A 13,130-nucleotide genomic window follows, 5' to 3' on the forward strand; every position below is an offset into this window, starting at 1 on the left:
GTGGTTCGTTCAGTCGGCGTGGACGACGGAGTTGATCTGTTCGATGGCCTCACGGGGCGTCCGGGTGGGGACGGCGATGTCCTCCGGTAGGGAGATGCCGTACTGGTTCTCGATCCGTGTGGTGACCTCCAGCAGGGCGAGCGAGTCGTAGCCGAGGTCGCCGAAGGGCATGTCGAGAATGTCGCCCTCCAGCTCCTCCCGGTCCGCGCCGCCGCCCGCGCGCATGATCAGTACGAGGTCGTCCAGGGTGAAGGTGGTCATGTGCTTCTCCCGTTCGATGTGCGGTTTCCCGGCCCGGCCGGATCCGCCGTGACCGGCCGGGGTCAGTCGTCAGTGGGTGCCGGAGACCACGAGGGCGGCGTTGAAGCCACCGTGGCCCCGGGCGAGAACCAGAGCGTTGCGCAGCGGAGCGGGGCGCGGCTCGTCGCGCACGAGGTCCAGCTCGCAGCCGGGCGCGAGCGTGGGCACGTTGATGGTCGGCGGGATGACCCCGTCGCGCAGTGCCAGCAGCGCGGTGGCCATGTCGAGTGCCGCGCCGCCGCCGTAGAGGCGGCCCGTCATGGTCTTGGGTGCGGTGACGGGCACCCCCCGGGGGCCGAACAGCCGGGTCAGCGCGGCCGCTTCCAACCGGTCCCGCTCCGGGTCGCCGCTGGCGTCGGCGAACACGACATCGATCTGGCCGGGCTCCAATCCGGCGTCTGTCAGCGCCTGTCCGGCGGCCTGGCGCAGCCGCGAGCCGCCGTCGGGGTCCGGGCGGCCCGGCCGGGGGTCGAAGGTCGTGGCGTATCCACTGATCCGGCCGTACACCTGCGTGGCGCCCCTGGCCTCGGCCGCGTCGGCGGCCTCGGCCACCAGGATCGCGCCGCCCTCGCCGGGCAGATAGCCGTCGGCCGTCGCGGCGAACGGCTGGTAGCCGCGGTCCGGGTCGTCGCTGCCGCTCAGCCGCCCGTTCGCGGCCTGGGCGGCTACCCCGTACGGGCACAGCGACGCGTCGGTGCCGCCCGTCAGGACCAGACTCGCGCCGCCGTCCACGAGGAGCCGCCGGGTTCGCCCGGCCGCGTCGAGACCGCCCGCCTGCTCCGTGCACACCACGCCGCAGGGGCCGCGCATGCCGTGCCGGATGGAGAGCTGTCCCGTGGTCGCCGCGTAGAACCAGGCGATCGACTGGTAGGCGGTGACGTAGCGCGGGCCCTGCGACCACAGCCGCTCGATCTCGTACTGTCCGAACTCCGTGCCGCCCGACGAACTGGCCGTCAGCACCGCCATGTCGTACTCGGGCAGCCCGGCCGGGTCCGCGCCGGCATCCGTCAACGCCATGTCTGCGGCGTGGAAGGCCAGTTGCGTCCACCGGTCGGTCTGCACGCGCAGCCGCGACGGGACGTGCTCGGCGGGGTCGAAGCCGGTGACCTCGCCCGCGACCCGTACCGGATAGGCGTCGGCGTCGAACCTGCTGAGGGGCGCCAGGCCGCTGCGCCCGGCGAGCACGGAGCGCCAGTAGCACTCCGTGCCGACGCCGTTGGGCGCCACGATCCCGATGCCCGTCACCACCGCCGCGGTCACAGCGCCTCCGCCCGCCGCAGGAACATGGCGGACTGGAAGCCGCCGAATCCGCTGCCGACGCTGAGCACCGCGCCCATCGGGTGCTCCCGTGCCGTGACCGGGACGTAGTCCAGGTCGCACTCGGGGTCGGGGGTCCTGAGGTTGGCCGTGGGCGGCACCACCTGATGGCGCAGGGCCAGGGCGCTGGCCGCGATCTCGATGGAGCCGATGGCGCCGAGCGAGTGCCCGATCATCGACTTGATCGAGCTGACCGGGACCTGACGGGCCCGTTTCCCGAGGCTGCGCTTGAACGCGGCTGTCTCATGGCGGTCGTTCTGCCGGGTGCCGGAGCCGTGCGCGTTGATGTAGTCGACCTCTTGCGCCGGGGCCCGCGCCTCGTCGAGCGCGGCGGTGATCGCCTCGGCCATCTCCCGGCCGTCAGGCTTGAGTCCGGTCATGTGGAAGGCGTTGCTGCGGCGTGCGAACCCGGAGATCCGCGCGTACTGCCGGGCGCCGCGCCGCCGCGCCGCCTCCCGCTCCTCCAGGACCAGCACTGCCGCGCCCTCACCCAGCACAAAACCGTCCCGGTGCAGGTCGAAGGGGCGGGAGGCGGTCTCCGGCGTCTCGTTGCTGGGGGAGGTGGCGCGGATCGCGTCGAAGCACGCCACGGTTATCGGGGACAGCGGCGCGTCCGAGGCACCGGCGAGCACCAGGTCGGCCGCGCCCTCGCGGATCAGCTGGGCGCCCTGCCCCACCGAGTCGATCCCGGCCGTGCAGCCCGTGGAGGTGAGCGAGACGGGCCCCTCGGCGCCGCACGCCCAGGCGACCTCCACGGCGATGCTGCTGGGAACCATATAGTCGTAGAGGTGCGGCACCGCGTAGTCCGGGTCGAGCAGCCAGCGCCGCCCGCCGTCGCTCAGGACGACGTATTCCTCCTCCAGACCGGTCGTGCAGCCCACCGCGCTGCCGATACTCACTCCGGTACGGCCGGGGTCCACGCCGTCGAACGCGAGCCCGCTGTCTGCCATCGCCTCGCGCGCCGCCACGACCGCGAACTGTGCGGCCCGGTCCATGCGGCGTATCTCCTGGGGCGTGAGGCCCTCAGCCGCCGGGTCGAAGTCGCACTCCGCCGCGATCCGAGAGCGGAAGCCGGTGGCGTCGAACAGTGAGATGGCACGCGTCGCCGTGCGCCCGTCGGTCAGCAGGTCCCAGAACTGCTTGGTCCCCACCCCGCCAGGCGCCACCACGCCGATCCCGGTGATCACCGGCTCCCGTGCGTGCTCCTCGGTGCTCACCGGGCCTCCCCGACTTGTACCCCGGCCTCGTCGGCGTGCGGCGGGCGTTCGGTGTCCACATGCCCGAGGTCCGGGCGCGGGGCGAGCGGCGCGAGCTGGAAGACGGCCCGCGTGGGCTCGGTCCCGGAGTGGGTGACCCGGTGCCGGACGCCGATCGGCACCACCAGGCCCTCGCCCGCGGTCAGCTCGATCTCCCGGGTGCCTTCCAGCCGTACGGTCAGGGCGCCGTCGATGACGAAGAGGTACTCCTCGGAGTACGGGTGATAGTGCTCGGAGACGAACTCGCCGGCACCCAGGGTCAGTTCGCCGAAGAATCCCGTGCCACACCCCACCGTCCTGGGGCTCAGCAGGATCCGCATCTCCCCGCCGCGCCGCCGGTTCACCGCCACGTCGCGGAGGGCCACCTTCTGGATCGGGGCGTCAGCCACGGGTCACTCCCTCCTGCGGCGTCCAGGTGTAGAACGGCACGGCCATGGCGTCCTTGGGCTCCTTCCAGTTGGGGTCGTAGGGCCTGATGTGCTCGGCCAGCTCGGTGCTCATGTCCTGGTAGAGATCCGTTTCGCGGGCCTCGTAGAGCCGTTCGGTGATCTGCTGGTCCGCCTCGACCAGGTGGAAGTAGAGGTCGTGGAAGCGGAAGAGGGTACGCCGCGTGACTCCGACCATGTGGGGCAGTTCGGTGGCGTCCGACTTACTGAAGATGTCCGCCACCGCGTCCATCTCGCTGGGGGCCATACGCGCCACGATCAGCGTCCGGTGCATCGTGCTCTCCCATCGGTTATCGGGACACCCACGGTGTCGCTGGGGCCATACCGTGCAGGGCACGGTTCGCAATCGACTCACCAACCGCTGACGCCGCCCACCGGCGCCGTCCCGGCCGCGCTCGGACGGCGGCCGTGCGCCGTCAGCCGATTCCCACCCGACGGCCACTGGGGCGCTCCAGGCTGCGGCATACCGACGCCTGACGATGAGGAGTTCCCATGGCAGCATCCGCACGGACGACCGCGGCGGACTCCGCGACGGCCCCCGGCCCAGCGGCGACCGGCGTGGTGCCGAGCCCGGCCCCGGTCATCCGCCTGAACCTGGCCTTCGCCGCCTCCCGGATGCTGATGAGCGCGGTGGAACTCGATCTCTTCACCGCTGTGGAGGAGGCCCCGGCGACCGAGGCCGAGCTGCGGCGGCGGCTCAATCTCCACCCTCGCTTCGCCAGGACCTTCCTGGACGCCCTCGTGGCCCACGGGCTGCTGAGCGTTGAGGACGGCCGCTACGCCGGCACCGCGCTCGCTTCGGAGTTCCTGGTGCCGGGCAAGCCCCGGTACATCGGCGGCTTCGTCGAGGTCGCGACGCGCGTGCAGTGGCAGGCGTGGAGCCGTTTCACCCGGGCGCTGCGCACCGGCGAGCACCAGGACGACTCGCCCGTCGACGACGGCAACGAGTTGTTCCGCACCCGCCCCGACGAGGACCCCGACCGCGTCCGGAGGTTCATGGCCGCGATGGATACCCATACCGGCCGGGCCGGCGCCGAGCTCGCCGAGCGGCTCGACTGGAGCGGGTACGGCTCGGTGGCGGACCTGGGCGGTGCGCGCGGCAATCTGCTCGCGCACCTCGTCCGCCGCCGGCCCCATCTGCGCGGCGTCAACGTCGACCGGGCACCGGCCCGGCCGTTCTTCGACGAGCACATCACCGCCCTGGGCCTGGCCGACCGCGTCTCCTTTCTGGAGGCCGACTTCTTCCACGACCCCCTTCCCGCTGCGGACGTGCTGGTCTACGGCCATGTGCTGCACGAGTGGAGCCAGGACACCCGGGCGATGCTCGTGCGCAGGGCATACGACGCGCTGCCCGCGGGCGGCACGCTGGTGATCTACGACCGGATGCTGGACGACGCGTCTCCGGACCGGGACGCGCTGCTGCTCAGCCTCACCTTCATGCTCACCTCACCCGGCGGCGGTGAGTACCGCGTGAGCGAGTGCGCGGAGTGGCTTCGCGAGGCCGGATTCCAGGACGTCACCTTCAGCCCCGTACTCGACAACCACACGCTGGCGATCGCCCGCAAGTGACCGCCTCTCCCCGGAAGGACAGCGCCCATGTGCGGGATCGCCGGATGGCTCGACTACGCGCGCGACATGACCGCGGAACACAGCACGGTCGCGGCGATGACCAGGACACTCTTCAGCCGCGGCCCGGACGCCTCCGGGCTGTGGCTCGACGCCGACGTCGCCCTCGGCCACCAGCGCCTGTCGATCATCGACCTGTACCACGGCGGCCAGCCGATGCGGACTGACGACCGGGACCCGGCCGCGCCCGTGATCGTCTTCAACGGCGAGATTTACAACTACCGCGAGCTGCGCGACCAACTGGTGCTGGCGGGACACCGGTTCACCACCCGGAGCGACACCGAGGTGCTGCTGCGCTCGTACCTGGAGTGGGGGCCGGAATGCGCGGAGCACCTCAACGGCATCTTTGCGTACGCCGTCTGGGACCCGGGCCCGCGCAGGCTCGTGCTCGCCCGGGACCCGCTCGGGGTCAAGCCGCTCTTCTACCACCGCACCGGGCACGGCCTGGTCTTCGGCTCCGAGCCGAAGGCGGTGCTCCGCCATCCATGGGTGGACCCGGTGGTCGACGCCGACGGGCTGCGCGAACTGCTCTCGCACGCCCGGAACCCGGGGAAGGCGGTCTTCCGCGACATCCCCGAGGTCCCGCCCGGCCACACACTCACCGTCACCCCGGACGGGCACCGGCTCACCGCGTACTGGGCGCCGTCGGCCAACCCGCACACCGGGGGCCTCGATGCGACCGTGGCGGACGTCCGGGAACTGCTGGAGGACATCGTGGCCCGACAGCTCGTCGCCGACGTGCCCACCAGTCTGCTGCTCTCCGGTGGCATCGACTCCAGCGCCCTGGCCGCGCTCGCAGCCGACACCGTGACGCGGCAGGGCGCGGGGCCCGTACACACGTACTCCATGACGTTCCGTGGGTACACGGAGAACTTCCGGCCGCAGAAGCTGCGCGGCACCCCCGACCCGCCCTTCGCCGCGCAGGTCGCCGAGCACCTCGGCACCATCCACACCGACATGGTGGCGACGCCCGGTCAGCTCGCCGATCCGCTGACCAGGTCGCGCACCATGCGGGCCCAGGACATCCCGACCCACCACGGCGACATGGACAGCTCGCTCTATCTCGCCTTCCGCCATCTGCGCGAGGAGAGCCGGGTGGTGACGCTCTCCGGCGAGGGCGCCGATGAGGTCTTCGGCGGCTACTTCTGGGCCCACGACCCGGAGCTGACCAGCGCGGGCACCTTTCCCTGGGTCGCCTTCGAGCGGCGCAAGGCCGCTTCGGGCGGCCTGGGGCTGCGCCTCTTCGATCCCACGCTGCGCAAGGATCTGGACCTCTACGGGTACGCCGACCAGCACTATCGGGAGGCGGTCGCCGAGGCGCCGGTCCTGGAGGGCGAGAGCGCCGCGGAACGGCACGTCCGCCAGGTGGGCTATCTCGTCCTCACCCGCTGGCTGCCCACGCTCCTCGACCGCGAGGACCGGCTCAGCATGGCCAACGGCGTGGAGCTGCGGGTGCCGTTCTGCGACCACCGGCTCGCCCAGTACCTGCTGGATGTCCCGGCCCGCCTGCATCGCCGCGACGGCCAGGAGAAGAGCCTGCTGCGCGCCGCCGTGGCCGACCTGCTGCCGCCCGCCGTCGTCAACCGGCCCAAGAGCGCCTACCCGGCAACCCAGGATCCGGTCTACGGACGGGCCGTGCGCGAGAAGTTCCTCCGGCTGGCGCGCGACCCCGAGGCGCCCGTGGCGCCGCTGCTCGATCCGCGGGCGACCCGGGCCGTGCTGGACGGGGAAGGCGGTGGCGACGAGGAGGCGGGCGCCTGGGTGGACCGGGCGGGCTTCGAGATGGTCCTCCAGTTCGACGCCTGGATGCGGGAGTACGACATCCGGCTCGACCTCTAGCGGCCGGCCCCCACTGTCTCCCCTACAGCCTTACCAGGAAGGTGCGAGGTGCCTCTCCCGTTGGAATTGGTCCAGGCCCTGGTCATCGTCGCGGCCGGCATTGTGACGGGGACCTTCTTCGCCGTGGCGGTCAGCGTCTTCCCCGTCCTGATGACCATGCCGCCCCGGCAGTACGTGGCGACCCAGCGCAGGCTGGGCGAGGGCTACCACCCCGTGATGCCGATCATTGTCTCGTCCGTGCTCGTGGGGGACGTCCTGCTGGCCGTCTTCGCGAACGGCGGAGGGCTCCGCGCCGTGTACACGGTGGCGGCGGCGCTCTTCCTCGCCGTCCCGCTGATCTCGCAGTACGGCAACTTACCGCTCAACAAGGCCATTCAGGCGGCCGACCGGGACGGCGTCCCGGACGACTGGACGGATCCCCGCCCCGGCTGGCGCCGGTGGCACCTGATCCGCTCGGTGTTCGCCGTCGTCGCGCTGGTGCTCAATGTGCTGGCGGTCGCGGTCCTGGCGTAGACCGCGACCGCCGGGCCCCGTTTCCGGCGGGGTCGCCGGTCGGCCGTGCCGGTTCGGGCGTTCCGGCCGGGTCATCCCGGATCGGACACCGGCTCCCGGCCCCGGCCGCACGCCGCGTCCAGCGCCGCGCCGAGCCGATCGGCCGCGGTGCTGCCGCACCGTCGGCCCCGCCACACGACGTAGCCGTCGGGGCGCACCAGTACGGCCCCCTCGGCGGGCACGCCGTAGGTCGCGCGCCAGCGCTCCGCACGGGCCGCGCCCCCCGCCGAGGCGTCACCGGCACCGACCGCGTGCACCGCGAGCGGAATCCCGCGAACGTCGGCGGCCTGCTTCGCCGCGGTCCGCCACTCGGCGTCGCCATCCCCGGTGAGTAGGACGAACTCCCGGCCGAAGAGGTCGAGGGTGGAACGGGCCCCGTGCGGGTACCCGGGCGCCAGCGGGAGGTGTGCCGCCCGCGTGCCCGGGCGCCCCGAGGGCGCTGTCGGGTCCTCCAGCTTCTCGTTCCCGCCCGGCCCGTCCGCGCCCTCTTCGGCGGCGAAGGCCGGTGAGTGGTAGCGGTAGCCGAGCGAGACGGTGTTGTACTCCTGCGTCCACGGTTCGCCGCGCATCCGCCCGAGCGCGTACTCCATGTTCAGGAAGGCGATGGGCCGCCGCTCCGCCTCGTAGGTGTCCAGGAGTCGTTCACCGGCGTGGCCCGCTAGCACGGCGGCCAGCTTCCAGGCGAGGTTGTGCGCGTCCTGGATGCCGCCGTTGCCGCCCAGCCCGCCGCGCGGCGAGGAGACATGGGCGCTGTCGCCCGCCAGGAAGATCCTTCCCTCCCGGAACCGGTCGGCGACCAGGGCGGCGATCTCCCACGACAGCACGCTGTCGATCTCCGCGTCCAGGTCGGCGAGCCCGGTGCCGGTACGGACCACCTCGCGGCAGCGCTCCTCGGTGAAGTCGTCCGCGCTCTCGCCAAGTTCGGGCTTGAACGGTACGCCCATCTGCCAGACGTCCGCGTCTCGCCGTACCAGCACCCCGGACATGGTCTCCAGGAAGCACGCGAACACCTCCCGGCCGCGCAGCGCCCGGTCCAGGTCCGCCCGGAAGAGGATGCTGACCTGGTGCTGCAGGGTGCCGGGCCCGGACCTGGAGATGCCGAGCCGCTCCCGGACCGTGCTGCGCCCGCCGTCGGCCGCGACGAGGTACCGCGCGCGCACGGTGCGCCGTTCGCCCGAGACGCGGTCCCGCAGCACCGCGGACACCTCATCGCGGGACTGCGTGAAGTCCACCAGCTCCGTGCCGAAGCGGACATCGGCGCCCAGCTCGCGGGCGCGGGCGAGCAGCAGCGGTTCGAGCCGGTCCTGGTCGCAGGCGTACAGCGTGGTCGGACTGACCTCGTCCGGTGTCCTGGTCTGCGGCATCACGACCGTGTGGTGGTCGCCGTCCGCCAGCGCGCGGGCGCGGACGAACACGCCGATGTCGTCCTGGCCGTGCGCCCGTACCGCGTCTTCCAGACCGACCTGACGGAACAGTTCCATCGAGCGGGCCGTGATGCCGCGTGCCCTCGGATGGATCGAGGTGCCGACGTGCCGCTCGGCCACCACGCACGGGACTCCCTGGTGGGCCAGGAACACGGCGGCGGACAGCCCGACCAGGCTCCCGCCCACCACCAGTACCGCGGTTCGCTCTTCCATGGGGATCTCGCTCTCACATCGAGGACAGAGCCGTGCCCTGGCCTCCGTCCCGACGGTGGCCAGGGCCTCGCCCGTCACCCTGCGCGCCCCCACTCGCAACCGAGTCCACACCCGGTGGTCGTCCTCCCTGGCCTCACCCGGCGTTCGGGGCCTGATGTCCCGGGTCCGGCGTGCCCGGGCGTCGGCCCTACTCGGCGGCCTCGCACCACAGCACGTAGACCATGCCGTTCTTCCAGGCCAGCTCCATGCGGACGGGCCGGCCCATCACGGCCTCGGCGACCAGACCGATCCTGACCATGTCCCGGATGCGCTGCTCGGGCAGGCAGGGGCGATCGCGCAGGACGTCGGGCAGCGGCCGCTCGACGAGTCCCGTCGGGGTGGGGACCATCTGCCGGTACTTGTCGGTGAACCACTCGACCAGGATGTTCAGATCGGTGCGGCGCACGAGGTAGGTGTCCGCCGCCCCCGCGGGATCCGCTCCTCCGACGGCTACCCCGTGGGCGGCCCTGACCAGGGCGACCGCCTCCTCGAAACGCCCCCGCGCCCGGGAGAGCACCTGCGCGCTGGCGTCCGCCGCGATGAACTCCTCGGCGACGACCGCTGTACGCCGTGTGGACCGGCACCTCAGGGAACGGGCGAGATGCTCGCGGACGGCGGCGAGAGCGTCCTCGGGACCGACGACGTGCCGCGAGACCCAGGAGCCGTCCGTCCGTCCGACGGGCCTGGGGGCCGGCCCGAGGGGCACGGCCCGTACATCGATCGCGGCGTCCCGCGCGCCGCCGCGCCGCGTCAGCTCCCTGACCCCGTCGAGGAAGCGCTCACCGCACGTAGCCGGGGCTGGGGCCACCCCGCAGACCGAGCGGGGGATCGACCACCACCGCCCCAACCGGCTCAGGGCTGCCGCTTCCGGCCCCACCACTCCCGCCGGGGGGTGGACGCCGCGATGCAGCCGGTACACCCCGGTGCCGTCCGGCCGGTCTGTTCCGCCCGGCCCGGCACCGTCATCCGCGGGGCCCGGAGGGGCCCCGCTCACTTCGCCCGCCGCCGCGCGTGCTTCTTGTGCGCGGACTGCCGTGAGATGCCCAGCGGCTCCGCGATGTCGCCCCAGGCCCACCCGAGGTCACGGGCGCGACGCACCTGGAGCGTCTCGATGTCCTCGACGAGCCTGCGCAGCGCACGCACGGCGGCGAGTCCCTTGAGGATGTCGTCGGACGTCGCCTCGGCTACCAGCTTGTTCACTTCTTCTTTGTCCACACTGTCAACCTTAGCTGACACTATGACCTAGTCAAGGGCTTCCACTTGTCAGAAGAGGTTGACACGGCTCTCTTGTAAGCCTAAGTTGACACGAGAAAAGCGTACCCCCACGCGCGGAGCTCATGTGCAGAGCTCATTGGAAAAGCAAAGGAGGGAATCTCATGTCGCACGCGCAGACAGCGCCCGCCGTGGATCCCGGTGACGCCATCATGCCTCGTAAGCAGGCGGTACTGGTCTTCATCGGCCTTATGCTCGCGATGCTCCTCGGCACGCTGGACACCCAGATCGTGGCCACCGCGATGCCGACCATCAGCGGTGATCTCGGTGGCGTCAGCCAGTTCGCCTGGGTCAGTACGGCTTATCTGCTGACCTTCAGTGTGACGACGCCGCTTTACGGCAAACTCGGTGATCTCCTTGGGAGAAAACGTGTCTTTGTCTTTGCCATTGTCGTCTTCTTGATCGGGTCCGTGCTGTGCGGCGCGGCCGGATCCATGACGCAGCTCATCGTCTACCGCGCCGTTCAGGGCGTCGGAGCCGGCGGCCTTACGGTCTCCATCTTCGCCATCCTCGGCGATCTGTTCTCGCCCCGCGAGGGTGCCCGGTACCAGAGCTACGCCACCGGGACCTTCGCTGTCTCCAGCGTCAGCGGTCCCCTTCTCGGCGGCCTGATCACCGATCATCTGGGCTGGCGCTGGGCGTTCTACATCAACATGCCCGTCGGCGCGCTCGCCCTGTTCATGGTCGTCTCCTTCCTGTCCCTCCCGGTCCGCCGGGGCACACCGCGCATCGACTACGCCGGCATCGTCGCCCTCGGCGGTGCGGTGAGCTGCCTGGTCCTGCTGACCAACTGGGCCGGGAGCGAGTACGCATGGGGCTCCTCGATCATCGTGAGCCTCGCGGTCGCCACCCTCGTCCTCGGCGTGCTCTGGTTCGGCGCGGAGCGGCGGGCGGCCGAGCCGGTGGTGCCGTTGCGCATGTTCGGCAGCTCGACCTTCAACATCTCGAACGTGGTGGCGTTCGTCGGCGGCTTCATCTCCATCGGCGCCCTCAACTACCTGGCGCTCTACCTCCAGATGGTTACCGGAACCAGTTCGCAGAACGCGGGGCTGCTGATGCTGCCGATGACGGCGGGCATGCTCCTCGCCACCATGGGGACCGGCCACTTTATGACCAAGACCGGCCAGTACAAGTGGTACCCGGCCGCGAGCATGGCCGTCTCCTCGCTCGCGCTCTATCTCCTGTCGACCATGACGAGCAGCACGAGCTTCGCCGTCGCCTCCGCCTTCATGGCCGTTCTCGGCCTCGGCGCCGGGCTGTCCCAGCAGGTCACCGTGGTGGTCTCGCAGAGCGCGGTGGAGCTTCGGGACATCGGTGCCGCGACGTCGACCGTGACCTTCACCAGGATGCTCGGCACGTCGCTCGGCGCCTCGATGTTCGGCGTCATCCTCAACAACGGCCTCGCGGAACACAGTTCCAAGCTCACCAAGGGTGCCTCGATCAGCCCGGAGGCGGTGCAGCGGCTGCCGGAAGCCGCACGGGACGCGTACACCTCCGCGTATGCCGACTCCCTGTCCTCGGTGTTCCTGACCGCCCTGCCGCTCACCCTTTCGGGCCTCGTCGTCGCGCTGTTCCTGAAGAAGCTCCCGCTGCGCTCCGGGGGCGGCCCGGGCCGCGGACCGGCCGGCCCCGGGAAGGCGGAAGGCAACGTCCCGCGCCCCGCAAACAGCCCGGACACCTCGGCACGCGGCGAGAACCCGGAGAAGGGGACCGCATGAGAACGAGCGGTGGCGGGCTCCGCCCACCACCGCCGGAACTCGGGCTTCAGCTCCCTCCTACTCCTCCCTCGACTTCAGGCCCACCACCACCGTGTGCGTATTCAGCAGCGGCTCCGACCTGACTTCCGGGAAGCCCGCCTCACGCAGCCAGTGCTCGCAGTCCACTGCCCGGTACTCCGAGCCCATGGGGCTGACCAGACGCATGTAGAGGCTGTAGAGCAGCCGCTGCTGGTCTCGGCGCTCTTCGTCGATCATGCGGTCGTAGACCAGCAGCATGCCGCCGGGCCGCAGTGCCTCGTGAGCCCGCCGCACCAGCGTCCGGCGCTCCTCGTCCTCCCAGCCATGCAGCACCTGCCCGTAGACGAGGACATCGGCCTCGGGGATCGGATCGGTGAACAGGTCGCCGCCGACGAAGCCCACCCGGCCCGCCATGCCCAGCTCGGCCATGTGCTCCTTCAGGTAGCGCTCGGCCGAGGGAGGTTCGAAACAGTAGCCGCTCAGATGCGGATGTGCCTCAAGGAGCGCTGCCGCCAGATGCCCCCGGGCTCCACCCAGGTCCCCGACGTCCTTGTAGCCGCTCCAGTCGAAGCGCTCGGCAAAGTCCCGTGCCACACGAGTGCTGAGGTGGTCCATCACCCCCGCATACACCTTGAAACGCGCCTGGTCTTCATGGGACTTGGCGACGAAGCCGCCCCGGGGCTGGGTCTCCGTCTTCCCGGTGCGCAGCCCCTTCGACAGCTGCCCCCACGCCTGCTGGAAGGACGCGGTAACCATCCGCGGATAGTCCTCCAGATACACGCCCTGGCCGGGCACCAGATAGTGCCCGGCCACCGGGGCGTTCCGGTACCTGTCCCCCGCCCTGACCAGCAGCCCGAGCCCGGCCAGCGCGTCCAGGAAGTCCTTCGAGAACCGTTTGTGCAGCCCCAGCCGTTCCCGCAGCTCGGGCTCGGTCAGCGAGCCCTCGGCCAAGGAGCCGAACACGCCCAGCTCCAGGGCCGCATGCATCACCTCGGTCTGACAGACAAGCGTCGCGAGCCGCAGAATCGGCTCCGGGCCGATCGGGGGCAGGTCGACGATGCCCTCTGGTGCGCTCTCCATGTGCTACTCCCTGCGTCAACGGGTTGCTGG

General features: G+C 71.2%; 13 protein-coding genes. 4 read left to right on the top strand and 9 right to left on the bottom strand.

The genetic code is table 11. The annotated features are described in order from the left end of the window. Positions 1 to 9: 9 nt before the first annotated feature. The 5 genes from ACMTAK_RS27610 to ACMTAK_RS27630 all read right to left on the bottom strand — a co-directional run bounded on the left by ACMTAK_RS27610 (position 10) and on the right by ACMTAK_RS27630 (position 3,593). Positions 10 to 261 carry an acyl carrier protein gene (locus tag ACMTAK_RS27610; RefSeq protein WP_164427081.1) on the bottom strand — a complete coding sequence of 84 codons (252 nt, stop codon included), beginning with the start codon at positions 259 to 261 and terminating at the stop codon, positions 10 to 12. 69 nt (positions 262 to 330) lie between these two features. Beyond that, positions 331 to 1,560: a ketosynthase chain-length factor gene (locus ACMTAK_RS27615; protein WP_413808677.1), complete on the bottom strand. Its 1,230-nt coding sequence runs from the start codon at positions 1,558 to 1,560 to the stop codon at positions 331 to 333. Continuing rightward, positions 1,557 to 2,834: a beta-ketoacyl-[acyl-carrier-protein] synthase family protein gene (locus ACMTAK_RS27620; protein ID WP_413808678.1), complete on the bottom strand. Its 1,278-nt coding sequence runs from the start codon at positions 2,832 to 2,834 to the stop codon at positions 1,557 to 1,559. The genes ACMTAK_RS27615 and ACMTAK_RS27620 overlap by 4 nt, the downstream gene beginning before the upstream one ends. After that, positions 2,831 to 3,262 (bottom strand): cupin domain-containing protein, encoded by a 432-nt coding sequence (locus ACMTAK_RS27625; RefSeq protein WP_413808679.1) that lies wholly within the window; start codon positions 3,260 to 3,262, stop codon positions 2,831 to 2,833. Before ACMTAK_RS27625 ends, ACMTAK_RS27620 begins: the two co-directional genes overlap by 4 nt. Beyond that, positions 3,255 to 3,593, bottom strand: coding sequence for a TcmI family type II polyketide cyclase (locus tag ACMTAK_RS27630; RefSeq protein ID WP_413808680.1), 339 nt, complete (start codon positions 3,591 to 3,593; stop codon positions 3,255 to 3,257). Before ACMTAK_RS27630 ends, ACMTAK_RS27625 begins: the two co-directional genes overlap by 8 nt. Before the next feature lie 218 nt (positions 3,594 to 3,811). Here ACMTAK_RS27630 and ACMTAK_RS27635 point away from each other — a divergent pair, with 218 nt between their 5' ends. The 3 genes from ACMTAK_RS27635 to ACMTAK_RS27645 are packed head-to-tail and all read left to right on the top strand — an operon-like array spanning position 3,812 to position 7,297. Continuing rightward, on the top strand, positions 3,812 to 4,888 hold the full coding sequence (locus ACMTAK_RS27635; RefSeq protein WP_413808681.1) for a methyltransferase: 1,077 nt from the start codon (positions 3,812 to 3,814) through the stop codon (positions 4,886 to 4,888). A gap of 27 nt (positions 4,889 to 4,915) precedes the next feature. Next, positions 4,916 to 6,784, top strand: coding sequence for an asparagine synthase (glutamine-hydrolyzing) (gene asnB, locus ACMTAK_RS27640; RefSeq protein WP_413808682.1), 1,869 nt, complete (start codon positions 4,916 to 4,918; stop codon positions 6,782 to 6,784). A gap of 60 nt (positions 6,785 to 6,844) precedes the next feature. Beyond that, complete coding sequence (locus ACMTAK_RS27645; RefSeq protein WP_413808683.1) at positions 6,845 to 7,297, top strand: anthrone oxygenase family protein; 453 nt, start codon at positions 6,845 to 6,847, stop codon at positions 7,295 to 7,297. Positions 7,298 to 7,368: 71 nt separating this feature from the next. Here the strand turns inward: ACMTAK_RS27645 and ACMTAK_RS27650 are convergent, their stop codons facing one another. The 3 genes from ACMTAK_RS27650 to ACMTAK_RS27660 form a co-directional block, all read right to left on the bottom strand. Next, positions 7,369 to 8,973: an FAD-dependent monooxygenase gene (locus ACMTAK_RS27650; RefSeq protein WP_413808684.1), complete on the bottom strand. Its 1,605-nt coding sequence runs from the start codon at positions 8,971 to 8,973 to the stop codon at positions 7,369 to 7,371. Between the two features lie 187 nt (positions 8,974 to 9,160). Beyond that, positions 9,161 to 9,820, bottom strand: a complete 660-nt coding sequence (locus ACMTAK_RS27655; RefSeq protein ID WP_413808685.1) for a PEP/pyruvate-binding domain-containing protein — start codon at positions 9,818 to 9,820, stop codon at positions 9,161 to 9,163. A 182-nt stretch (positions 9,821 to 10,002) separates the two neighbouring features. Continuing rightward, positions 10,003 to 10,227, bottom strand: a complete 225-nt coding sequence (locus tag ACMTAK_RS27660) for a helix-turn-helix domain-containing protein (protein ID WP_262702116.1) — start codon at positions 10,225 to 10,227, stop codon at positions 10,003 to 10,005. Between the two features lie 161 nt (positions 10,228 to 10,388). On the opposite strand from ACMTAK_RS27660, the gene ACMTAK_RS27665 reads away from it, so the two are divergent. Further along, the gene (locus tag ACMTAK_RS27665) at positions 10,389 to 12,002 is read left to right on the top strand and encodes an MDR family MFS transporter (RefSeq protein WP_413808686.1); all 1,614 of its coding nucleotides are present in this window, start codon (positions 10,389 to 10,391) and stop codon (positions 12,000 to 12,002) included. A gap of 57 nt (positions 12,003 to 12,059) precedes the next feature. On the opposite strand, the gene ACMTAK_RS27670 is transcribed toward ACMTAK_RS27665, so the two are convergent. Continuing rightward, positions 12,060 to 13,100, bottom strand: a complete 1,041-nt coding sequence (locus ACMTAK_RS27670; RefSeq protein WP_413808687.1) for a methyltransferase — start codon at positions 13,098 to 13,100, stop codon at positions 12,060 to 12,062. Positions 13,101 to 13,130 lie beyond the last annotated feature (30 nt).

This window comes from Streptomyces lacaronensis, assembly GCF_047337785.1.
Taxonomy (GTDB): Bacteria; Actinomycetota; Actinomycetes; order Streptomycetales; family Streptomycetaceae; genus Streptomyces; species Streptomyces lycopersici.